The sequence below is a fragment of the Arsenicibacter sp. R0_47 genome (assembly GCF_057652235.1).
Map to the genome: position 1 here is coordinate 265,507 of NZ_JBYFCJ010000004.1, position 22,460 is coordinate 287,966.

At 53.2% G+C, this 22,460-nt stretch carries 18 protein-coding genes and 1 tRNA gene; 9 read left to right on the forward strand and 10 right to left on the reverse strand.

What is annotated here, in order from left to right; all coding sequences use genetic code 11:
- Window positions 1-98 precede the first annotated feature (98 nt).
- Both AC23NW_RS09825 and AC23NW_RS09830 read right to left on the reverse strand, forming a co-directional pair.
- Window positions 99-171: transfer RNA gene (locus AC23NW_RS09825), tRNA-Thr, on the reverse strand.
- Between the two features lie 397 nt (window positions 172-568).
- Complete coding sequence (locus tag AC23NW_RS09830; RefSeq protein WP_487449183.1) at window positions 569-2,752, reverse strand: DUF349 domain-containing protein; 2,184 nt, start codon at window positions 2,750-2,752, stop codon at window positions 569-571.
- 214 nt (window positions 2,753-2,966) lie between these two features.
- Here AC23NW_RS09830 and pdxH point away from each other — a divergent pair, with 214 nt between their 5' ends.
- Window positions 2,967-3,611: a pyridoxamine 5'-phosphate oxidase gene (pdxH, locus tag AC23NW_RS09835; RefSeq protein WP_487449185.1), complete on the forward strand. Its 645-nt coding sequence runs from the start codon at window positions 2,967-2,969 to the stop codon at window positions 3,609-3,611.
- Window positions 3,612-3,615: 4 nt separating this feature from the next.
- Here pdxH and AC23NW_RS09840 read toward each other — a convergent pair whose 3' ends face one another.
- A complete protein-coding gene (locus tag AC23NW_RS09840; protein ID WP_293841485.1) occupies window positions 3,616-5,016 on the reverse strand; it encodes a chloride channel protein in 1,401 nt (466 codons plus the stop codon).
- 1 nt (window position 5,017) lies between these two features.
- Entirely contained in the window at window positions 5,018-7,234 is a 2,217-nt protein-coding gene (locus AC23NW_RS09845; protein WP_487449187.1) for a bifunctional alpha,alpha-trehalose-phosphate synthase (UDP-forming)/trehalose-phosphatase, read from the reverse strand.
- 364 nt (window positions 7,235-7,598) lie between these two features.
- Here AC23NW_RS09845 and AC23NW_RS09850 point away from each other — a divergent pair, with 364 nt between their 5' ends.
- The gene (locus tag AC23NW_RS09850; RefSeq protein ID WP_487449188.1) at window positions 7,599-8,168 is read left to right on the forward strand and encodes an RNA polymerase sigma factor; all 570 of its coding nucleotides are present in this window, start codon (window positions 7,599-7,601) and stop codon (window positions 8,166-8,168) included.
- On the opposite strand, the gene AC23NW_RS09855 is transcribed toward AC23NW_RS09850, so the two are convergent.
- The 4 genes from AC23NW_RS09855 to parS form a co-directional block, all read right to left on the reverse strand.
- Window positions 8,169-9,785, reverse strand: coding sequence for a hypothetical protein (locus AC23NW_RS09855; RefSeq protein WP_487449190.1), 1,617 nt, complete (start codon window positions 9,783-9,785; stop codon window positions 8,169-8,171). It abuts the gene before it with no gap.
- A gap of 67 nt (window positions 9,786-9,852) precedes the next feature.
- Window positions 9,853-10,722, reverse strand: coding sequence for a carbon-nitrogen hydrolase (locus AC23NW_RS09860; RefSeq protein ID WP_487449192.1), 870 nt, complete (start codon window positions 10,720-10,722; stop codon window positions 9,853-9,855).
- Window positions 10,723-10,792: 70 nt separating this feature from the next.
- Window positions 10,793-11,242 carry an RES family NAD+ phosphorylase gene (locus tag AC23NW_RS09865; RefSeq protein ID WP_293841471.1) on the reverse strand — a complete coding sequence of 150 codons (450 nt, stop codon included), beginning with the start codon at window positions 11,240-11,242 and terminating at the stop codon, window positions 10,793-10,795.
- Window positions 11,242-11,730, reverse strand: coding sequence for a type II RES/Xre toxin-antitoxin system antitoxin (parS, locus tag AC23NW_RS09870; protein WP_487449194.1), 489 nt, complete (start codon window positions 11,728-11,730; stop codon window positions 11,242-11,244). Before parS ends, AC23NW_RS09865 begins: the two co-directional genes overlap by 1 nt.
- 123 nt (window positions 11,731-11,853) lie before the next feature.
- Between parS and AC23NW_RS09875 the strand changes: the two genes are divergently transcribed.
- The 5 genes from AC23NW_RS09875 to AC23NW_RS09895 all read left to right on the forward strand — a co-directional run bounded on the left by AC23NW_RS09875 (window position 11,854) and on the right by AC23NW_RS09895 (window position 17,359).
- Entirely contained in the window at window positions 11,854-14,334 is a 2,481-nt protein-coding gene (locus AC23NW_RS09875) for a PIG-L family deacetylase (RefSeq protein ID WP_487449644.1), read from the forward strand.
- A gap of 236 nt (window positions 14,335-14,570) precedes the next feature.
- Window positions 14,571-15,455, forward strand: coding sequence for an ABC transporter ATP-binding protein (locus AC23NW_RS09880; protein ID WP_487449195.1), 885 nt, complete (start codon window positions 14,571-14,573; stop codon window positions 15,453-15,455).
- Window positions 15,456-15,493: 38 nt separating this feature from the next.
- Complete coding sequence (locus tag AC23NW_RS09885; RefSeq protein ID WP_487449197.1) at window positions 15,494-16,279, forward strand: hypothetical protein; 786 nt, start codon at window positions 15,494-15,496, stop codon at window positions 16,277-16,279.
- Window positions 16,280-16,281: 2 nt separating this feature from the next.
- Window positions 16,282-16,683 (forward strand): GntR family transcriptional regulator, encoded by a 402-nt coding sequence (locus AC23NW_RS09890; RefSeq protein WP_487449199.1) that lies wholly within the window; start codon window positions 16,282-16,284, stop codon window positions 16,681-16,683.
- Window positions 16,670-17,359, forward strand: coding sequence for a hypothetical protein (locus tag AC23NW_RS09895; RefSeq protein WP_487449201.1), 690 nt, complete (start codon window positions 16,670-16,672; stop codon window positions 17,357-17,359). The genes AC23NW_RS09890 and AC23NW_RS09895 overlap by 14 nt, the downstream gene beginning before the upstream one ends.
- 146 nt (window positions 17,360-17,505) lie before the next feature.
- On the opposite strand, the gene proB is transcribed toward AC23NW_RS09895, so the two are convergent.
- Together proB and AC23NW_RS09905 are read right to left on the reverse strand one after the other, a co-directional pair.
- Window positions 17,506-18,540, reverse strand: a complete 1,035-nt coding sequence (gene proB, locus AC23NW_RS09900) for a glutamate 5-kinase (RefSeq protein WP_293838427.1) — start codon at window positions 18,538-18,540, stop codon at window positions 17,506-17,508.
- Between the two features lie 154 nt (window positions 18,541-18,694).
- Complete coding sequence (locus AC23NW_RS09905; protein WP_293838430.1) at window positions 18,695-20,257, reverse strand: FMN-binding glutamate synthase family protein; 1,563 nt, start codon at window positions 20,255-20,257, stop codon at window positions 18,695-18,697.
- Window positions 20,258-20,557: 300 nt separating this feature from the next.
- Here AC23NW_RS09905 and AC23NW_RS09910 point away from each other — a divergent pair, with 300 nt between their 5' ends.
- The gene (locus AC23NW_RS09910; protein ID WP_487449203.1) at window positions 20,558-22,150 is read left to right on the forward strand and encodes a peptide chain release factor 3; all 1,593 of its coding nucleotides are present in this window, start codon (window positions 20,558-20,560) and stop codon (window positions 22,148-22,150) included.
- A 58-nt stretch (window positions 22,151-22,208) separates the two neighbouring features.
- Entirely contained in the window at window positions 22,209-22,442 is a 234-nt protein-coding gene (locus AC23NW_RS09915) for a hypothetical protein (protein ID WP_487449205.1), read from the forward strand.
- Window positions 22,443-22,460: the final 18 nt, after the last annotated feature.

Consider the following 22,460-nt stretch of genomic DNA (forward strand, 5'->3'; position numbering starts at 1 on the left):
ATTACAAGTCAGTTGCTCTACCAGCTGAGCTATGGAGGCAATGTTAACGGGCGATTAACGATATGTGACCCTGAATTGCTAAATCATTTCTGATTTAGAGCCCCCAGTCGGGATCGAACCAACGACCTACTGATTACAAGTCAGTTGCTCTACCAGCTGAGCTATGGAGGCTTTACGTTTAAGGTTTGTCCGTTACCGGATCGTTTTCCTTAATTGTGGCACAAAAGTAGTGCGTTTTATGATATGACGCAATACCTGTTTTGAAAAAAAAGCCTTAAATAAATCCCAAATTAACGTACTATCCTGAAAAATAGACGCTTATTTGGTTGAAAAAAAGCAAAAAATATTCTCTATATTAACTCCGGTGGCAAAAGTTTTGAAAATGACTTCGGAGCATGTCGTTATAAACCAACGTCCGGGATATTCAGAAAACTGAACAGGGTTATACCGTTTGCCAGACTCGTGCCTGACGCTGGCTTCAGCATTTGTCCGGTGTTGAAGTAAAGCCTAAAAAATAAGAGACTGACCTCAGGCCAGTCTCTTATTTTTTAGGTATATATCGGTTTGCTTACCCCTGCGATGCCTTCAGCTGTTGGCGAAGGTCATTCAGCTGGGTCTGAGCTGAAGCGATTTTCTTTTCGATATCTGCTTTCAGTTTGTCCGCGTTTTTAGAGCGGGCGAAGAACTCGATATTATTCCGGTACGTAGCGATGTCGTTTTCCAGGGTAGAGATGCGGCGACGGATATCACCTTCTCCACGGTTGAAATTACCACCCCGCGAGCCACCGTCACGGTCACCGCGATCACGTGAGAACTCGGCTTCGTTTTCCTGCATCACACGCTCTTTCTCTTTCGACGAAAGTTTGCCTGTTGCTCCAACGAGTGAGTTGATCGCGTTGATATACCGTTTCTGCGTACTCTGCATATCTTTCTTCGGTACGAAACCGATGCCTGACCATTCTTTCTTGAAGGCATTCAGCTGAGACAGGTCACCACCTTCTTTAGCCGTTGCTTCAATTCGTTCGATCAGGGCGATTTTCTTGGCAAGATTCTCTTCAAACTCGCGCTCAACTTCCTGATTCTTATTGCGTTTCCGGTTAAAGAACGAATCACAGGCCTGCTTGAAGCGGTCGAAAATCGTATTCTTGTGTTTCTCCGGAACCTGACCGATTGATTTCCACTGACGCTGCAGTTCGATAACTGTCTGCGTTGCTTCAGGGGTGTCATCGCCGGATTCAAGAATGCCTTCTACCTGCTCGCAAAGGCTGGTTTTGAGTTTCAGGTTCTGCTCGCGCTTGCTTTCCAGCTCTTTAAAGAACTCGCCCTTGTTGTGGAAGAACGTTTTCAGCGATGACCAGAATTTTTTACTCAGCTCTTTCCCTTCTTCACGCGGCATAGAGCCTTTAATGGCATTCCATTGCTCCTGGATCGCCATCACCTCTTTCGTTTTATCATTCCACTCATTGATTGACGATGAGGTGAATGAGGTAAACGGAATCAGTGTTTCGTAAATGGTCGATTTTGCTTCGTAAAGCTGAGCGGCTTCCTTACGCTGTTCTTCCGTCTGTTCGCGGCGTTTTTCATACAACGCGTCCAGAGCGGCTTTCATACGCTGCCACAACAGCTCCTGCTCAGCTTTAGGAGCAGGGCCAATGTGCTTGTATTCTTCAAACAGCGAGTTGGCTTCGTCAATTACCTGACGGGTTACTGATTTACCGGCCGCATCTTTTGCCAGTGTTTCTACTTTTTCGATCACCTCGATTTTCAGCGATGAATTCCGCTTGCGGTCGAGTTCTTTCAGTTCGAAGTAGATGTTCCGGTTGCTGTAATACCGGTCAACCAGCGCGTGGTACGTAGCCCACAGCGTAGCGTTATGCGGCGAGTTGATATTACCGGCAGCCTTCCATTCGTCCTGAATCCGTTTGAATTCATTCCAGCTGGTTTTCGGATCACCGGCGTTATTCTCGTCATTTTCAACCAGTTCGCGAAGCTGACGGAGCAGCTCGGTTTTACTGGCGAAATTGGCGTCTTTAGCTTTGTCTAAGTTCTGGAAGAACGTGTTTTTCAGGTTCTTGATCTGCTTGTACAGGTCATCGAACTGAGTGGCAGTGCCATCAAACCTGAAGCTGAATCCTTCTTCTGACTCGTTTTCCTGAACATATTTCTGCAGTGCAGCCGAACGCTCTCCCTGCTTGATCTGATCGAACAGCGGCTTAACTTCCTTGAGCACGTCGTCAGCCCGCTTAAAATCGCCGGGTGAGACCGTTTCGGCCTTCAGGGTTGTCAGCTGCTTATCCAGCAAATCAACAAAGTCCTGTTTCGAGAACTGGCTGTAGTCAGCTACAGCCGTTGCCGCTGCATCATCGCCCAGGTCGGGAATGTCTGCATATTGGGCAACAAGCTCTTCAGGAACAGAAGCTTCGGGAGCCGTCGCTTCGGGAGCCGTTTCTGTAACATCAGCAGCAGCTTCCGCGGCGGGAGCCGTTTCTTCTGCAGGGGCTTCGTTACTCACTTCGGCGGTAACCGACTCTTCGGGTGTTTCTTCAGCAGCGGCTAATGCTGCGGGTTCAGGGACTGTAGGTTCAGCGGATTCTGCTGTTTCGGTTTGGTTGAACTGAGCAGCAGCGTCTTCTGTTACATCCTGATCCGCAGAGCGGGCAGCAGCGTCTTCTGTTACATCCAGTTCCAACATACCGGCTGACTTACTGGTCAAATCCTCTTGATCTTTGATTTCTTTTTCTTCGTTTGCCATGTTGGGAGCGTACCGATTACTTTTGCAAAAGTACAAAGAAAAAGCGGAAATATGGGATTTGGCGTCATATGCCAACTTAATTCCCCCTTTTTTTTCGGGAACGGGTCCTGTTTCGGACAGCAGGGTGATTTTTATCAGTAGCTGAAAGCGAGAAATTTACTCATTTTACGGTGATTTCAGACGCCACAGGCGCAGTCTTTAACTTTTTAAAAATATGTCAACTGTAATTGCCGGTATGCGGCGGGATTATACCCTTGCCGGATTAGATATTACCGATGTGCTGCCGGATCCGGTCCGGCAGTTTCACCGGTGGTTTGACGATGCCCGTACGGCAGGGCTGCCCGAACCAAATGCCATGCACCTGGCTACGGTCGATGCGGCAGGAAAACCGGCCGGCCGGATCGTACTGCTAAAAGAAGCAGACGAAACCGGGTTTGTTTTCTATACAAATTATGAAAGCCGTAAAGGTCACGAACTGGCCGCACATCCGGTTGCGGCCCTGACGTTTTTTTACGTAGAACTGGAGCGGCAGATCCGGATCGAAGGGACCGTTGAAAAGGTAAGTGCCGAAGAATCGGATGCTTATTTTGCCGTTCGCCCCCGCGGGAGTCAGATCGGGGCCTGGGTGTCGCATCAGAGTGATGCAATTGCCGGCCGTGAGGTTCTGGAGCAGCGCCAGCGCGAGCTGGAAGCGCAGTTTGCGGACCAGGCTATTCCCCGTCCGCCACACTGGGGTGGTTACCGGGTGATCCCAACCGTCATTGAGTTCTGGCAGGGCCGGCCAAGCCGGCTGCATGACCGGATACAGTTTACAAAAACAGCAGACAATTCGTGGCAGATTGCCCGGCTGTCGCCTTAACGTATTACCGGATTGATTTTAGGGGCTCCGGATGCGGCTCTTGTGTCGCGTCCAGAGCTTCCTGATAGAAAACAAGCTTCAGATGCTCGTAGAGGGAGTGCGGATCTACAATGGTAGCCACCATCTGTGCGGTAAGCCCACCCAGCAGTAACGGAAAAATGGCTGAATGCCGGTCGGTCATTTCCAGTACGAGAATCGCTGCCGTAAACGGGGAGCGGACAACACCCGTTAAAAAACTAACCATACCAACTAACACGACAACAGTAGTGTCCTGCGGGGTGATATTGGCCAGTTCTGCCGTCAGGTTGCCCAGAATGGCCCCGGCACTCAGCGAGGTGGCAAACACGCCGCCGGCTGCACCACTGCTGTAACTTAAGGCCATGGCTGCAATCCGGGCCGGAAAAACATACCAGGGAATGGCTTCCGGATGCCGGAACAGCAGGTGGTTGATCAGTGGTTTTCCGGTCCCCGCCGCATACTCACCCGCACTGTAAATAAGGGTTGCCAGCAGCAGACCGCATCCGGCGACCCAAACAACCTGTTGCGGTACGCTATTCCACCGTTTACGCTGTCTGTTAAGCCAGAGCAGAAGTTTGCCGAACAAGGCGCCGGCCGATCCGCAGATAAGCGCTGTCATAAAGGCAACACCCAGAAACGTCCAGCCGGTTGCCGGAACCGGCGGGTAACCAAGATAGAGGTAGGGCCCCAGAATGGCCTGAGCCGTCATGCCAGCAATGATTACGGCCGTAAAAATGGCGGTCCGGAACCGGGTAATGTGCGTCTGCGTAAGTTCTTCAACCACAAATACAATCCCCCCGAGCGGCGTGTTAAAGGCTGCTGCCAGACCGGCGGCCCCACCGGTAATCAACGCAATTTTACGGGATAGCTGCGGCCAGCCTTTGGGCTGCAGCCGGTTGATAACCTGAAACAGCGAGCCGGCAATCTGAATCGTCGGTCCTTCGCGGCCGATGGCCCCGCCGCCCAGCAGTAATACGGCACTGCTGACAATTTTAACGAAAGCCACCCGCAGGCCAAGTAAATAGCGGATACGCCGGTGCTGCGAGGGGGTCGCCAGGTCAATGGCGGCCATCAGCTGTGGAATACCGCTGCCACGGGCGGCCGGAGCCAGCAGGTACACGCAGCCCCAGGCCGCCAGAAAGCTGAGCGGGGTAATTACGAACGCCCATGTGGGGGTATAGACAATCCAGCGGCGGCAGGTGGCCTCCGCCCAGCTGAAGATCCGTTCGTAGCCAACCGCAATCAGCCCGGTCAGTACCGAGGCCACCCAGAAGGGAATTGACTGGAGTACAAGTTTACGGACGCTGTCTGAATAGATGCGGTGAAAAAGCCGCCTGTCCAGATAGTCCAGTACAGTATGATAGAATGACGTTTTTCCGGCTGCCATTTTACAAGACTACGGGAATTTTGCTCATTTGTGCCAGCAGCTCGTCAACATCTATCTGACGGGCCAGCCGATAGCGGGCAAATGAATGGCCCGGACCGACCTTGATGGTATAGGCCCAGTTCGGCAATTGCCGGAACATGTCCTCATCAGTGGTGTCATCGCCGATGCTGACGATAAAGTCAAACGGGGTTTGTTCCACAATCAGCTGGGCAACGGTGCCTTTACTGTGGTGGGCGGGTTTTACTTCAATAACCTTGTTGCCCTGGATGACGGTCAGCGGAACGGATATGGGCAGGTTCCGGAGCTGGCTGGCAAGTTCAACCGCGTTAAGTTCGCTGTCGTCCTGCTGTACCATCCGGTAGTGCCAGGCAATGGTTGTTTCCTTTGATTCGATAAACGAGCCGGGGAACTGATCAACATAAGGCTGCATGATCGACTTTACGGAATCAATCCAGTTCCCGCTCGTCAGGTCAAGCCGCTGCCAGTCCTGCTCCGGCTGCTTCAGAAAAGCGCCGTGCTCGGCCACTAAATGGACGGGCAGGTGCCGGAAGGTGTTCTCGAGAAAGGCCCGGTTCCGGCCGCTGATGACGACCAGTTCGCAGGTCTCTGACAGACGCTGTAAGGCGGCGGCGGTGCCGTCCGACAGGCGGGCATCTGCCGGATTATCGACGAGCGCCGACAGGGTTCCGTCAAAATCAAAGAGCAATAAACGCCGCGAAGCCCCTTCGAAGGCATTGCAGAAGGATACCAGTGGTAAGTTTGTCTCAATGCTGGTCTTCAAGGTTATAGATTCATCTAACACTGTTAGGAACTGGTGACTCCACCGGAAAACGTTATGATTCTGTATGTGCCGGCGCATGGTATGCATGCGTGCGGCCTGTTCGTCGGCCGGCATACTGATCGCCTGCTGAATCGCGTCGGCAACCTCCTGTGTATCGGTCGGATTAATCAGCAGGGCGTCGGTGAGCTCTTGTGCCGCTCCTGCAAATTCGCTCAGGATAAGGACTCCCTGATCATCCGAACGGCTGGCGATAAATTCCTTGCAGACCAGATTCATGCCGTCGCGGATCGGGGTAATCAGGGCAATGTCACAGGCGGTGTACAGGGCAAGAAGTTCCGTAAACGAAAGCGACATGTAGGAATAGACAATGGGCCGCCAGCCGATTGTCCCGAATAGTCCGTTCAGCCGGCCGATGGTTTCTTCAATCTCCCGTTTGATTTCCTGATAATGCGGAATCTGATCACGGGAGGGGACAACGGTCATCACAAAGGTGATCTTGTTGTGCCATTCGGGGTTTTGTGTCAGAAAGCGTTCATAGCCCTGCAGGCGGTAGGTAATACCTTTGGCATAATCGAGCCGGTCGACCGAAAAGATCACTTTCTGTGTCCTGAGTTCTTCCCTGAAACGGGTTTTGGTATCCAGCACGGCACTGGTCTGCGCACCCATGTTGAATTTATTGAAGTCAATACTGATCGGAAAATCACCGGCGATGACAGACCGGTCAGGCAGCACAATCCGGTTGCCGAGAATAGGTAAACCCAGTACTTCCGTGACGCTCTGCATAAAATGCTGAACATAATCGGCCGTGTGAAACCCGATGACATTGGCTCCGGTCAGGCCGTTGAGCAAGGCCTGCCGCCAGGTGCGGGGCAGGAGTTTCACGATTTCGTAGGTCGGAAACGGTATATGGAAGAAATAGCCGATCGTAACCTCCGGTATCGCCTGCCGGATCATGCCCGGCAGAAGCATCAGCTGAAAGTCGTGTACCCAGATCAGATCGCCGGGCCGGGCAATTTCCCGTACCTTATCGGCAAACCGGGCGTTCGCCTGCTGATACCGCTCAAAATGAACATCCTGAAAGGAAGCGAAAGACGGGAAATAGTGGAAAAGGGGCCAGATAAGATCGTTGCAGAAGCCTTCGTAGTAGTCTTTATAGGTAGCGTCATCGATGTACACGGGGTGCGCTACAAAATTGTCGTTTTCCAGTGCGGTAGTCTCCAGGTCACGGACAGCAGCATCGGCATAACCTACCCAGTGAATTTTAGGCGTCTGTTCGTCGCCGGACTGACCCATTTGTTCCGCCATGGACAGAACGGCCGAAACCAGCCCGCCTGCACTTTGAATCAGTTCGGTTCCTTCACTGGTCTGTTTAACGGAGAATGGCAGGCGGTTGGCAACGATGAGCAGACGATTGTACGGGTTCTTTGCATTGGTCATGTGGTTTGTGCGCAGCTGAGCGCTCAGTGTCAGCCTGCAAAGGTCGGTACTACTTCTTAGAGACTCCTTAACCAAATCTTAGAAAACCCTGAGAGCCTCCGGTAAACTGCCAGCAAGTCAGTTAGTTAGAAGATATGTTCCAGAATAAAGTAAATTCCATATAATGGAACAGAATCTATTTTGAAGAAAAAAGTGGTTTTCCTATTGGCCGGATCTATTACCGTTCGCTCTGAAATCAGCCGCTGGTCTTTACGATAAATGCCTGTAAGACAGCTTGAACAGCGTTCCTGTGCCGGGGGAGTAGTAACGGTGCCTGACGGTGGCACGAAAGTAGTTTTTATGCTGTGAAAACCATCATAACGCTATGAAACCGACAGCATTGAAAACTATTACGGATGAGGAACTGGTCAGGTTGTTTTCGGCAACAGGCTCACAACGCTATTTTGAGGTAATTTACCACCGCTACAACCGACGTGTTTATCAGAAATGTCTGCAGATTACGAAAGACGAGTATCTGGCGCAGGATTATGCACATGATGTATTCATGCACCTGCTGCAGAAAATAAACCATTTCGAGGGCCGGTCTTCGTTTTCAACCTGGTTATATGCACTGACCCGCAATTTTGTCCTGACCCGTTTGCGGACCCATGATGGGGCCAAAAGCATTTCGCTCGACGGGCTGGAGTCCATTGCCGATGAATATGGCGAGGGAGGTGTTGACCCTAAATTGTTTCTGTTACCCAAAGCGCTGAGTGTTCTGTCCAGCGAAGAGGCCCGGTTACTGGTAATGCGTTATTACGAGGGGCTTGCGTTTTCGGAAATCAGCCGGCAACTCGCTATCAGTATCAGCGCCATAAAAATGCGGCTGAACCGGTCGCGGGCAAAACTTAAAAAACAGATTCTGACCTGGTCGGAGTCAGAGGCCTATGCGTAACTAAGCTGTTGGCATGGCAGCACGCCCCAGATAGATTTCATCGCCTTTGAGTTTTATCTCGGTATAGAATGAATAACCATCCTTCAGGTAGCGTACCCATACGGAGGTTTGCTGATCCGGCCGGGCATACGGCATCGTGGCGGTAATCAGGATCTGGTTCCCGTTGACAATGGCACGGGCATAGGGGAGTTTTCTGGTTTTTAACTGATTCGCGTTGAGGGTCTGCCAGGTCTGCCCGCCGTCGAATGAACACTCGGTCGCCTGATTCAGGTATTTCTCCCGCCCGTTAAACAGATCACCGTGGTGTTTAAACAGACGCCACAAGCCGTGGATATAGTGTTCGTAGCAGGCATAATTGCGGTCGTTGCCCAGACCGATGCGGGCTCCTTCCGTCGGCGTTGGCTGATCGGGGGTAAGGGCGTTGTGATCATCCCAGAAAATGGCCCCGTAGGCGCCCGTAAACCAGTAAAAGACACCCATTCCCTCCGCAATGGCCGGCGGCGCGGCGTTTGACGCCTTTCCACTGTTCGGAAAGTCGGAGCTTTGGGTATTATATAACCACTGCCAGGCGATCCGCTTTTTCGGTGAGAGAACTTTATTTACTTCCTGCTCGCCCAGCAACGACGCCAGCCAGTGGCGGCCGTTGTCAGCGCTGTGATCAATCGAATAGTCAAAATCCGGATAGACGTAATACGTACCGGGCATCTGAAAATCAGCATAGTCGGCATACGATTTGCCGATAATATCATCGGACATACCCCGCTGACGGCTTGTCCGTGTATGCTGTGCGGGCTTCTTCCATAGCCATTCCAGCCCCGCCCGGTAATCGGAGGCCCGTGAAGCGCCGTAGCTGTTATGTGGTACCGGTGCAATCGATCCGATCTGGGTCGCCGGACTGGCGTTTTCCTTGATGGTTTTCATCATATAGGCATACAGATTGGCCTGTTCCTGTTGTTTGAACATACTGACGCCTTCATTTTCAATATCCAGAATAACAAAACCATTGGTGTTTTTCATCAGGCCCGGGGGGCAGTCGCCGTAGCCGACGCAGGAACCGCAGAGTTCCATCGAGGCCTGAAAAAGCGATTGCCGCCAGTTGGGGTCGCTTTGCGGCCGCTTATAATAGGTTTCTTCGGCCAGTTCACTGTTGGCAGCCCAGCCCAGCCGGAAGGGGTCTTCGGCAAAATAGCCTTGTGTGAGCCACTGAGCCCGCTGGCTTTGTTTCAGCCGGCTTTTCCAGCCCTTCGGAATCGCATTCGGATCATTGGCATATTCCTGACCCAACACCATCCGGCTCATGTCGATGGCCGAAAAGCCCCGCCGGAATAGTTTGCTCCAGTCCTTGTCAACGTGCAGGTTCCGGCCCGCCCCGCAGAAAATCAGCGTTTTATTCGCCGGCAGCGTAAAGTCATCCACCACATCAATATTCCAGTAGCCTTTCCGGTTCGACGGGCGGAACGACGTACGGGGTGTAGGAGTCAGCGCGGTCAGCGGCAGTTGCCGGACGCTGGCCACGGGTTGCCGGCCGGCGGGTTGTGTGTTACCGGATTCCGGCGTGCGGGTAGCGGCATACAATGCACCGATGAGGAGCAGGGATGGAATAAGGATGCGGAACATATACGGTTTCGGGGTTGCTGCGTTACCGGCACAGAACCCGGAACGCAGCAACCTTTAGTGACAGGAGTTAGTCAATGTATCGTTTGGTGATCGGCTGATAGGAGTCGATGCGGCGGTCGCGGAAATACGGCCACGTTGTCCGGTAACGGTCCGACAAGGCCAGATCAATCTCCTGTACGTGAACCGTTTCGCCTTCATGCGGGGCCAGATACAGCAGCGATCCGAACGGATTGGCCACAAACGAGCCGCCCCAGAACTGCTGATCCGCTTCCCTGCCTACGCGGTTGACCGACACGACGTGTACGCCGTTGGCAATCGCATGGCTCCGCTGAATGGTCTGCCACGCATTGTATTGCTCCTGATTAACGGCAGGATCGGTTTCGGTCGTATCCCAGCCGATGGCCGTTGGGTAGAAGAGCACCTCCGCACCCATCAGCGCCGTGATACGGGCTGCTTCCGGATACCACTGATCCCAGCAGATCAGCACACCAATGCGGGCAAATCTGGTATCAAAGACCATATAGCCCAGATCGCCGGGAGTGAAGTAGAACTTTTCGTAATACCCCGGATCGTCCGGGATGTGCATTTTCCGGTATTTCCCCAGATAGGTGCCATCGGCGTCGATCACGGCGGTGGTATTATGATACAGTCCCTGCGCCCGTTTTTCGAACAGCGACGCAATGATGACAACCCCGCATTCTTTGGCCACCTCACTCATCCGGTCGGTCGTCGGACCGGGGATGGGCTCAGCAAGGCTGAAATTATGGTGATCTTCAACATCGCAAAAATAAAGCGACGTAAACAACTCCTGCAGGCAAACGATCTGCGCGCCTTTTGCCGCAGCCTCACGAATGCCGTCGATGGCTTTCTGCACGTTTGCGTCGACATCTGCCGAGCACGCCATCTGCACTAAACCGATATTTACTTTTTTAGACATAGTTTAATTGCGAGTGAGTGATTGGGTGATTGTGCGAATGAGCAAACCACTCAATCGCTCAATCACCCAATCACTCTTTAATACGCGGGTCAAAGATAAAGGGTTCGGTCCGGATGAGCCGGATTTTTGAAAAATCCGGGTGTACGGGATTGAGCAGGTAATTCCATTCCTGAGTGACAATGGCGGAGGGAACGCGTAATACCGCCGTTTGGCCACTGAGCAGCCAGTTTTCGCCGAGGAGCTGGCTTTGCGCGTAATTCGTAAAGGCAAACCAGTCGGTCGGCAGGCTGTCGGGGTGAATCGTGGTGATACGGATGGTATCGGGTATCTGGATGACCATGACCCGGAAACTGTCCTGCAAGCCCTCGCCGGAGCGGTGAACCACGTTTTCGAGGCAGGCAAGGGCCCGTGTGGCAGCGGTGTAAATCACGAACCGGCCCCGCGCATTCCAGCGGGCAGCCCCACCCGACGCAACGAGCCGGTCGGCATACTGCGTTTTCGTAATGCGGAAAACCTCCATTATGCCAGATCGCCGTATTCAATCCGGATCAGCTCGTCCATGATGAGGTCAATGCCGCCGGATGTGTGTAATAGCTCAAACGGTATCTGGTAGCCAAGGCCATAGGCAGGTTTGTCCATCCACCGCCGGAACGCATCGACTGAGTTGAAGACCTGTTCACCCTTCTGAAACAGCGCCGTTATTTTCAGCACTTTCTCACTGTCCTGCGGATTGAGCTTTTTCTGTTCGCGCTCGTACCGCTGAAAGGTTTTGAGCGACGTGTCAAAAATTTCTGCCAGCTGCTCACGACGATAGCCGGTCAGGTCGGCAATGTCGAAGAACAACTTTGCCGGAACACCCTTAAGCGCCAATAAAACAAGCGTTGTACGATCCTGAATTACCATGTCAGCAAAAATAGGAAATTTGTCCGGATAACAGAGAAAAATGTCTTTTTGTTCACCGGTTACCAAGCGGTTTACCACCGGAAAGCCTGTTAAGATTGTTAACATACCGGATTTCGCTCTTTCACTCTCTCTCTCTTTCGCTATTTTTGTTAAAAAGCATCAACCGCGTTGTCGGTACAACCACTACGTTACACTGTGAGAAAACCCGGATTGTATCTTGCCTGGGCCATGAGCGCCCTGTTGTATCAGCCGTTACAGGCACAAGTGCCCTATGGGACGGCCAAAAACCCGTCGTCGGGCGAAATTCTGCTGAATCTGAAAAAACTGAATGTCCTGGGGTCCGTCCTGTACGTGGCGGCTCACCCCGACGATGAAAATACGCTGCTGCTGGCGTATATGGCCAGGGAGCGGCTCGCCCGTACGGCCTACATGGCCCTGACCCGCGGCGACGGCGGGCAGAATCTGATCGGGACCGAACAGGGCGAATACATCGGGGTGATCCGGACGCAGGAGCTTCTGGCCGCCCGCCGCGTCGACGGACCGGAACAATATTTCAGCCGTGCCTATGATTTCGGCTTTTCAAAATCAACGGACGAGGCCGTGAAAACATGGGGTCGCGATCAGGTGCTGGCCGATGTGGTGTGGCGGATCCGTAAATTCCAGCCGGATGTGATCATCACCCGGTTCCCGCCCGACCCGCGTGCCGGTCACGGCCACCACAGCGCATCCGGTTTTCTGGCCGAAGAGGCGTTTAAAATTGCGGCTGACCCGACGAAATTTCCGGAACAGCTCCGGTACGTGAAGCCGTGGCAGGCAAAGCGGATTATGTGGAATGTGTTTATCCCCAACGCGTTCGGCAGCAATGCCAAACCAAACGAAGCCGGTAACCTGATCGGAATCGAAACCGGTGTCTACAATCCGATGATCGGCCGTTCCTACGGCGAAATCGCGGCCGAGAGCCGCAGTCAGCACAAAAGCCAGGGGTTTGGTGTAGCCGGCAGCCGGAACGTGCGGATGGATTACCTGCTGCTGAAAGCGGGTGAGCCGGCCGAAAAAGATCCGTTCGACGGGGTAGACATGTCCTGGAAGCGGGTGGCAAAAAGTGAGCGGGTGCAGGAGCTGGTCAATCAGGCCATTGCCGGTTTTAAAGCGGATCGGCCGGCGGCATCAGTGCCCGCGCTGGTGCAGGTCTACCGCGCCATCAGCCAGCTGGATACGACTAATCTGCTGGTGCAGACCAAGCGCCAGGAAGTGCAGAGCCTGATTCAGCAATGTCTGGGGCTATGGTTTGAGGCTAATCCTGTTGACTATGCCGCAACGGCCGGCGAAACCATACGCCTGAATACGACGGTGGTTGCCCGTACCGAAGCGCCGGTCAGGCTGCTGCATGTGCGGTTCTCGACCGGTAAGGATACCACGCTGAATCTGCCGCTGAAACCGTATGACCAGGTGACGCTGCCGATGATGATGCGGATTCCGGCCGCGCAGAAGATTTCGCAGCCGTACTGGCTCGAAAAACCATTACAGAAAGGATTGTTTCAGGTTGATGACCAGCAGCTGATCGGCTTGCCGGAAAATCCGCCGGCACTGACCGCCGCCTTTACGTTCGACATCGACGGGGAGCCGTTTACGTTTACCCGTCCGTGGATCTACAAAACGACCGATCCGGTGGACGGCGAGATTTACCGTCCGTTTGTGATTCAGCCGGAGGTGATGGCCAACATTGCCGAAAAAGTATACGTCTACAGCGACAACGTCGCCAAACCGGTGGAGGTAATTGTGAAAGCCGGCCGGGCTGGTGTGTCGGGTAAACTGGCGCTTTCGGTGCCGTCGGGCTGGAAAGTGCAGCCGGCTGATATTCCGTTTGACCTGAAAGAGAAAGGCCAGGAGCTTCGGGTGACCTTTACCGTAACGCCCGGCAGCGGGGCAGAAGACGGAAAGTTGAAAGCCATTGCCACAACGGCTGCGGGGGCGTTTTCGACCGGCTTACGTTTAGTGGAGTACAAACACATCCCGACCCAGACTGTTTTTCCGGCGGCAGAGGCAAAGCTGGTAAAACTGGATGTGAAGGTGACGGCGAAAAATATCGGTTACATCATGGGTGCCGGTGATGAGGTAAACATTGCCCTGCGGCAGATGGGCTGCAAGGTAACGATGCTGACGCAGGCCGATCTGAACAAGGACCTGAGTCAGTTCGATGCCATTGTGGTCGGTGTCCGGGCGTATAATACCGAAGACTGGCTGAAATATGAGCAGGAAAAGCTGATGGACTACGTCAAAAACGGTGGCACCATGATTGTCCAGTATGTAACGGCGGGTGGTCCTGGTAATACACTGAAAGTAAAGCAGATGGGGCCGTATCCGTTTAATGTCGGCCGCGACCGCGTAACGGAAGAAGATGCGAAAATGACGTTCCTGAAGCCGCAGCATCCGTTGCTGAATACCCCGAACAAAATCACTGACCGCGATTTCGACGGCTGGATTCAGGAGCGGGGAATTTATTTCGCCGTGGACGCAGACAAAAACTACGAACCTATTTTTGCGGCCAACGATACCGGCGAAGCCCCGAAAGACGGCAGCCTGATTTACGCAAAATACGGTAAAGGCCACTTCATGTATACCGGTCTGGTGTTCTTCCGTGAGCTACCGGCCGGCGTCGAAGGAGCTTACCGACTGTTTGCCAACATGATTTCCGTCGGCAAAAAATAACCGTACGGGCGACCCCACGTGGTCGCCCATGCCCCACGCCCACGTGGTTGTCCCATGTATGCATATGCACCATGTGGGCGCCCATATAGCGAAATCACCAGCAGTGGTGGTACGACGGAGACAGGTTCGCCTGCCTGGTCGTGCCACCACTTTTTTTTGCATGCCCCCTTGCGGAATCAAAAATATCCCGTACTATTGCAGTGTACTATTTAACTAATACACTAAAACAGTACAAGATGATCCAGATCACCAATCTACACTTTGCGTACGGGAAGCGGCGGGTGCTGTACGACGGCCTGCACCTGACCTTATCCCCCGGTTCGATCTACGGACTGTTAGGGCCCAACGGGGCCGGCAAATCCACACTTTTCCGCCTGATGGCGGGGCTGCTGTTTCCCAAACAGGGAACAATTCAGGTGGCAGGGCACGATCCTGCCAAACGACGGCCGGCTTTTTTGCAGGATATCTTTCTGCTGCCCGAAGAAGTCTACACACCGGCCATGCGGATCCGGGAATATGTGACGCTGAATGCACCGTTCTACCCGCGGTTTGATCACCGGCAGTTTGCGGGTTATCTGGCGGAATTCGGCCTGACGGAAGACGAACGCCTGAACGAGATTTCGTACGGACAAAAGAAAAAAGTCCTGATCGGGTTTGGGCTGGCGACGAATACGGCCGTGCTGCTGATGGATGAACCTACGAACGGGCTGGATATTCCGTCGAAAGCGCAGTTTCGCCGGTTAGTAGCCGGAGCAACCGACGAAAACCGGATTGTGGTGATTTCCACGCATCAGGTCCGCGATCTGGAGGCACTGATTGATCCGGTGATTATTCTGACGGAAGGGCATCAGGTCATTCAGGCTCCGATGGAAGTCATCGGCGAACGGCTCTGGTTTGGCCTCGTGCCGCGCCTGGAAGACATTCAGGGAACCATTTTTTACGCCGAGCGGGCGGTCGGAGGCTATGCGGTTGTGGCTCAGCCAAATGTAGCCGGCCGGGCCGCGTCAGGCCGGGCCGCGTCAGGCCGGATCGATCTGGAGTGGTTATTCAATGCTGTACAGGCACATCCCGACTATATGCACACCCTTTTTTCTGACACCAAAACCCTCACACACGCATGAACCAGTTTTTTTCATTTTCACGCTTCCGGCTCCTGCTGATGAAGAATGTCAGGGAGCAGCGGGCTGCCCTGCTGGGGGCTGCTCTGGTAACTACATTGATACAGGCAGCATTCGGTATTGCTGTGTTGTATAGCGGAATGCCGGGGAACACGGAATCGATCAGGGCGAATCTTTTCGCGATTATGGGGGTCTTGTTGTGGGGAATTTTTACCTGGCAGATTGTAAACGAACTCAATGAACGGGAGAAAAGTATGATGACCTGGTTGCTGCCTGCTTCGGTTTTTGAAAAGGTGCTGTCGCTCTGGTTTATTACCGGACTTGGGTTTGCCCTGTGGTACACCTTGAGCTTCATGTTGATCGATAGTTTGGGTACCTATTATATAAATCAGAAAACGTGGTCACCGCAAGAATTGCGGCAGATAAAACAATATGGCGAAACACTTCCCGTCAGGGCGTTTGCCTTGCAGGATATGAACAGAGCCGCTTTGTTGGTTTTTTTATGCCTGATCAATCCGTTGTCGATGTTCGCTACGCTGTTTTTCAGGCGATATAGCCTTATTCTTGGTTTATTGTTAGTAGTCGGGGTAATGGCTGAAGGTGTTATGCTTAACGGGCAGATCTTTTATCAAATTACCGGATATCATGCTAATTATCCATTTGAAACACTTGTGACAGTATATAGTACGAATAGAGAAGTAAGAGGAAGCCGTGATTTAATCGTATCCGGAAGTCTGAGCAACATAATCAGAGCACTTGCCGGAGTTTTGTCGGTAGGGTTTATGTATGCGGCGGCTTATTTCAGGTTTAAAGAAAGGGAGGTATAGGTATGGAGTTCAGAGATAAGCAGGCGATCTATTTGCAGATTGCCGAATACATCAGCGAGCAGATTCTGCTGAACCGGTGGCCGGCCGGTGATCGGTTACCGTCCGTCCGTGACCTGGCTGCCGAACTGGCCGTTAATCCCAATACCATCATGCGAACCATTGACTTCCTGAACCAGAAAGAAATCATTACCAATAAACGCGGCATCGGAAACTTCATTACCGACGATGCCGAAAACCGGATTAAAGCCTTCCGCCGTGAGCAGTTCATGGAGGCCGAATTGCCGCAGCTGTTCAGAAATATGTACCTGCTCGGTATTGATCTGCATGAAATCGGTAACCGGTATACCGCCTTTATTGAATCGAACTTTAACCACACCAGCCACGAAAAAAATGAAAACCAGTAGTGTACTCTTCCTGTCTGCCCTTGCCGTGATTGTAGCGGGCATGACATCGTTTAACCTGTTGTTCAAACGGGAGGCCGAGAAAATTGACTGGTCAAACCCCTATCAGTTCTATAAGCCGGTACCGGTGCAGGCCATCCGGGCGGTTGTGGTTACCGGCTCGCCCTACATGGAGGTATTGATTCAGCATAGTGATAAAACAGAAGCCTTGGTATATCCGGAGGATACGGCGCGGATTACCTGCCGTCAGGTAGCCGATACGTTATTTATCACTATTGCGCCGGACCGGTATTCGATCCGGCCGAAGGAGATCACCGCACACTCGTTTCCGGTACGGGTTCTTGTGCGTACGCCTGAACTCCGTTCTATACAAGGCGACCGCGCGCACCTATTCGTGCAGGACTTTTCCCTGGATTCGTTAACGGTCGGCGGGTCATTTACGCGGATGAGTCTTGATCACACCGATGTGACGCGGTTGCTGAACGTTGATCTACGGAAGGAAAGCTTTATGCAGTTCGGGGGCGGAAAATACGGGACGCTGAAGCTGAACGTCTATGACGCCAGCGGCTTTGATTTGCAGAGTGCGGACATAACCGGTTTTGAGCCTGCCATTTCGGATAAAACTGAAGTCCGGCTACAGGGCAAAACCCTGAAATGGCTTAACTGGAAACGCCTCTGAGAGCATTCCAGCATTGATGTACGGGCGACCCCACGTGGTCGCCCATTTTGCATATCCACGTGGTCGCCCAATTTGTATAGATTGATGGCATATGTGGTCGCCCATTTTGTATAGCTTAGTGGCATATATGGTCGCCCGTTTTGCACTTATAACAGCACAATATCGCTGGCGTTCGCCACTTCAATATTGGGTTGCTGCAACTGACCGGACAGTTCCGCCGATGAAATCCGGGCCTTGGCAACGGCCACCGACTGGTCGGCCTCATCGACGATTTCCACCACCTCACCGGCTTCGAATTCCCCGATAACCTCGCGTACACCGACGGCCAGCAGACTACTCCGGCGCAACAGGGCCTTGACCGCACCCGCATCTACGCGCAGCTGTCCGGCCGCCAGACTGCCGCTGCCCAGCCACCGGTTACGGGCCGAGAGCGATACCGGTTGCGGATCAAACCGGGTGCCGGTCTCATCCGCCAGGGCACGCAGGATACCATCCGGCTGGTTGATGCCGAAAATAACCACTTTAATCCCCATGCGGGTCGCCAGCTTGGCAAAGGTCAGTTTCGACGACATCCCGCCGAGCCCCTGTGCCGACTTATCCGTCCGGACCACCCCGAACACGTCTTCGGTCAGGGCGGGGACGTGGCGGATAATCTGCCCTTCGTTGTCGAGCAGCCCGCCCACCGACGTGCACAGCAGCATGGCTTCGGCTCCGAACCCGACAGCCATCAGCGTGGCCAGTTCGTCGTTGTCGGAGAACTTCAGCTCGCGGTTACTGACTACGTCGTTTTCGTTGGCAATCGGAATAATCCCGTTTTCCCAGAGCTCTTCGTAGGTTTGTTTGAGCTGTAAAAACTGATCGCGGTTGGCGAAGTGATGGCGCTCGCACAGGCTCTGGGCGATGGATACGCCATAGACGGCAAAGAAGCGGCTGTAAATATTCAGGAGCAGCAGATTGCCGACTGCCGCCGCAGCCTTGCGCTGGATAATGTCCCCCCGGAAATCGCGGATGGACGCCTTACCGGCACCGACCGCCCCCGACGAGACCAGCACAATCCGGTACTGCTGATGGAGGATAGCAATCTGACGGGCAATGTCAACAAGAACCGGCTCGTTGGGTTCACCATTCGGTTTGGTGATCGATGCCGTACCAAATTTAAGTACTAAAACGGGCTTAGCCATGCGGCAAATATACCGGATGTTTTTCGATGAATACCTGCCAAAACCGGATTTCAGGGCTACTTAACAGTGTTAGATGATAAAATACCGGTCAAAAAAAGGCCGTTTGCCCGGCAGAAGCGGGCAAACGGCCTTGTGCTATACCTGCGGTGACGGGTCAGGCGTCTGCCGGTCTTTTGGCGAGATAGGGGCTTTCCAGCAGCGGAGCAAACCCGCCGAACGCCACCGGATCCTTGTCGTAGCCGTAGGTGACCGAGAGCGGTTTCGTATGGTTGTTATCGCCCATGGCCACGTCAACGTCGTCCATCGTAAACTGGCAGGGGTGCTCGTAGCCGAGGGCGTGGCAGATGTCGAGGACCTCCTTGGTAAGCGTCTTCATGTAGTTCTGAAAACGCTCGCTTTTCAGCGTCGGATCGATGCCGGCCTGCAGCCATTTATTCTGGGTAGCCACCCCCGACGGGCAGCGGTTGGTATGGCAGATCTGCGCCTGAATACAACCGATCGACAGCATGGCTTCGCGGGCGATGTTCACCAGATCGGCCCCCATCGCAAAGGCCATCACCGCCGCATCGGGCAGACCCAGTTTGCCGGACGCGATAAAGGTCAGGTGTTTGGTCAGTCCCCGTTTCTGAAAGATCTGGTAGACCTTGCTGAATCCGTAGACAAAGGGCAGTGACACATGATCGGCGAACGACGGCGGGGCTGCTCCCGTACCGCCCTCGCCGCCGTCGATGGCGATAAAGTCGGGGCCTTTGCCGGTGGCCTGCATGTAGTCGGCCAGCTCCTCCCACATCTCCAGTTTCCCGACGGCCGATTTAATCCCGACCGGCAGCCCGGTTTTGTCGGCCATGGCCTCGATGAAAGCGACCATTTCCGGAATGTTGGAAAACGCCGAATGGGCGGCCGGGGAGATCACGTCTTTCCCCACCGGAATGTGCCGGATGTCCGAGATCTCCTGCGTGATCTTGGCGGCAGGCAACACCCCGCCCTTGCCCGGCTTGGCCCCCTGTGACAGCTTCAGCTCCAGCATCCGGATAAAGGGATACTGTTCGGTCAGCCGGACGAGTTTGTCCATCACAAAATTACCGTCGTCGTCGCGGATGCCGAAGTAGGCTGTGCCGATGTTGAAGACCACATCAGCCCCGTTTTTATGGTAGTTCGACAGTCCGCCTTCGCCGGTGTTATGATAACAGCCAAAGGCTTTGGCGCCCAGATTGAGTGCCTGAATGGCAGAGGCCGAGAGCGAGCCGAAGCTCATGCCGCTGATGTTGATGACCGAGCCCGGATGATAGGGTTTGCGACGGTTATGGAATTGTCCGATGACTTTGGCCGACGGGCAGTGATAGGGATCTTTTACCGTCGGGTGATTTTTCGGCAGGCGCAGCGGTAGCATGGCCGGTTTGATAAAGACGTAGCCCGCACTGTGAATGTCCTGATCCGTACCGAATCCCTGAAAATTGTTTTCCTTTTTCGACGACGCATAAATCCAGGAGCGCTGCCGCCGGTTAAAGGGCAGCTCTTCGCGGTTATTGGCAACGATGTACTGCCGCAGCTCAGGGCCGATGGTTTCGATCATGTACCGGAAATTACCGATGACCGGAAAATTATGCCGGATAGTATGTTTGCGCTGCAGAATGTCGCGGAGGGCAACGATGACGAGTACCAGCAATACCCATCCCCACCACGGAAAATCAGTAAGCCAGTCGGTGAATTGATGCATAAATGTACGTGTATAACAGGCCGGCGGGGTTAGCCTGCCGCCTGATGAATGGTTTATCTGTTAACGGATACCGTCTGTTAAAGTTGGTAAAATGGCCTTTTTTACCCGAAGCATCACCATGCCCGTGTAAATTTTACGAATCGGGCCGCCCCATCGTAGGGGCGACCCCACGTGGTCGCCCGATTAACGTTTCCATAGGGATGCGCCTAAAATGTTGTATCTTTGTGGCTTCATTCTGAGAATAGTACAAACCCCTGCCGGATAGACGTGCATCAGACACGCGGGCAGTATTTGTTTGACATGAATAAAGAACAGGAAATTGCACGCCGGCGGACGTTCGCGATCATCAGTCACCCGGATGCCGGTAAAACCACGCTCACCGAAAAATTACTGCTTTTCGGCGGGGCCATCCAGACCGCAGGAGCGGTAAAATCCAATAAAATCAAGAAGTCAGCGACCTCTGACTTTATGGAAATCGAGAAGCAGCGGGGCATCTCGGTCGCAACGTCGGTAATGACGTTCGAATACAATAATTTAAAAATCAACATTCTCGATACACCCGGTCACAAGGACTTTGCAGAGGATACCTACCGGACGCTGACGGCGGTCGACAGCGTTATTCTGGTGATCGACTGTGTAAAAGGGGTTGAGGAACAAACCGAGCGGCTGATGGAAGTCTGCCGGATGCGCGACACGCCGGTGATCATTTTCATCAACAAGCTTGACCGCGAAGGCCGTAACCCGTTTGACCTGCTTGACGAACTGGAAGAAAAACTGAACATCCGCGTACGTCCGCTGGCCTGGCCGGTGAACATGGGATCGGACTTTAAAGGGGTATACAGCCTGTACGACAAAAAGCTGAACTTCTTCAAGGTGAACAAAACGCGGGTGGAAGATGACGTGCTGCCGATTGAGATCGGTGATCCGGTGCTGGACACCAAAGTCGGCCAGCGGGATGCCGATCAGCTGCGGGAAGACGTTGAGCTGATTGAAGGCGTATACGACGACTTTGACCGGCAGGCGTACCTCGACGGTAAGATTGCTCCGGTATTCTTCGGCTCGGCCGTGAATAACTTCGGGGTGAAAGAACTGCTGGATGCCTTCTGCCAGATTTCACCGGAGCCCATCAGCCGGACGACCGATACGCGGGTGGTGCAGCCGGACGAAAACAAATTCAGCGGCTTTATCTTTAAAATCCACGCTAACCTCGATCCCCGCCACCGCGACCGGATTGCGTTCCTTCGGGTATGTTCAGGGGTTTTTGAGCGGGGGAAATTCTACCGCCATACCCGGCTCGACAAAAACGTCCGCTTCAGCAGCCCGTTCAGCTTCATGGCCGACAGCAAAAGCGTTCTCGATGAAGGCTTTCCGGGTGATGTAGTGGGTTTGTATGATACCGGTACGTTTAAAATCGGGGATACGCTCACCGAAGGCGAAGACATGAAGTTCCAGGGAATTCCGAGCTTTTCGCCGGAAATCTTTAAGGAGCTCATCAACCTTGATCCGATGAAGGCCAAACAGCTGGATAAAGGCATTGAGCAGTTAACCGACGAAGGGGTTGCCCAGCTCTTTACCCTCGTATCGGGTAACCGGAAGATTGTCGGTACGGTGGGCGAGCTCCAGTTTGATGTTATCCAGTACCGTCTGGAGCATGAATACGGCGCCAAATGCCGCTGGGTACCGCTGAACTACTCAAAAGCCTGCTGGATTACCTCGGACAATGCCCAGAAGCTCGGTGAGTTTATCCGGCTGAAAGGCAACCAGATCGCCTACGACAAAGACCAGCATCCGGTGTTTCTGGCCGAATCTGACTGGATTCTGCGGATGAACCGCGATAATAATCCGGATATTCAGTTCCACCTGACGTCGGAGTTTAACGCTGCCGAGGTGTAAGCCGGAAAACATTTTTTATCAGGTCGGGTTTGTAGAGTAAAATCATAAACTCAGCACAATGAAAAAGATGATGATGGCTGTTGTTGCGGTACTGATGGTATCCGGCGCAGTGTTGGCTCAGGACGTGAACAAAAAGGAAGCAAAGCAAACGGCGAAAATGGCTAAGAAAGAAGCTAAGGCCATGAAAAAGGACGCCGATAAAATGGATAATGACGCCGCGAAAGATATGGCGAAAGAAACCAAAAAGGCTGCTAAAAAAGCCAAAAAAATCGCCAGAGACGCGGAGAACTGATAAAGAATAAAGAGCGAA

Coding starts and splice junctions, on each gene's coding strand:
- AC23NW_RS09830 (WP_487449183.1), bottom strand. CDS start 2,752: ATGGCAAACGAAGAAAAAGAAATCAAAGATCAAGAGGATTTGACCAGT.
- pdxH (WP_487449185.1), top strand. CDS start 2,967: ATGTCAACTGTAATTGCCGGTATGCGGCGGGATTATACCCTTGCCGGA.
- AC23NW_RS09840 (WP_293841485.1), bottom strand. CDS start 5,016: ATGGCAGCCGGAAAAACGTCATTCTATCATACTGTACTGGACTATCTG.
- AC23NW_RS09845 (WP_487449187.1), bottom strand. CDS start 7,234: ATGACCAATGCAAAGAACCCGTACAATCGTCTGCTCATCGTTGCCAAC.
- AC23NW_RS09850 (WP_487449188.1), top strand. CDS start 7,599: ATGAAACCGACAGCATTGAAAACTATTACGGATGAGGAACTGGTCAGG.
- AC23NW_RS09855 (WP_487449190.1), bottom strand. CDS start 9,785: ATGTTCCGCATCCTTATTCCATCCCTGCTCCTCATCGGTGCATTGTAT.
- AC23NW_RS09860 (WP_487449192.1), bottom strand. CDS start 10,722: ATGTCTAAAAAAGTAAATATCGGTTTAGTGCAGATGGCGTGCTCGGCA.
- AC23NW_RS09865 (WP_293841471.1), bottom strand. CDS start 11,242: ATGGAGGTTTTCCGCATTACGAAAACGCAGTATGCCGACCGGCTCGTT.
- parS (WP_487449194.1), bottom strand. CDS start 11,730: ATGTTAACAATCTTAACAGGCTTTCCGGTGGTAAACCGCTTGGTAACC.
- AC23NW_RS09875 (WP_487449644.1), top strand. CDS start 11,854: ATGAGCGCCCTGTTGTATCAGCCGTTACAGGCACAAGTGCCCTATGGG.
- AC23NW_RS09880 (WP_487449195.1), top strand. CDS start 14,571: ATGATCCAGATCACCAATCTACACTTTGCGTACGGGAAGCGGCGGGTG.
- AC23NW_RS09885 (WP_487449197.1), top strand. CDS start 15,494: ATGAAGAATGTCAGGGAGCAGCGGGCTGCCCTGCTGGGGGCTGCTCTG.
- AC23NW_RS09890 (WP_487449199.1), top strand. CDS start 16,282: ATGGAGTTCAGAGATAAGCAGGCGATCTATTTGCAGATTGCCGAATAC.
- AC23NW_RS09895 (WP_487449201.1), top strand. CDS start 16,670: ATGAAAACCAGTAGTGTACTCTTCCTGTCTGCCCTTGCCGTGATTGTA.
- proB (WP_293838427.1), bottom strand. CDS start 18,540: ATGGCTAAGCCCGTTTTAGTACTTAAATTTGGTACGGCATCGATCACC.
- AC23NW_RS09905 (WP_293838430.1), bottom strand. CDS start 20,257: ATGCATCAATTCACCGACTGGCTTACTGATTTTCCGTGGTGGGGATGG.
- AC23NW_RS09910 (WP_487449203.1), top strand. CDS start 20,558: ATGAATAAAGAACAGGAAATTGCACGCCGGCGGACGTTCGCGATCATC.
- AC23NW_RS09915 (WP_487449205.1), top strand. CDS start 22,209: ATGAAAAAGATGATGATGGCTGTTGTTGCGGTACTGATGGTATCCGGC.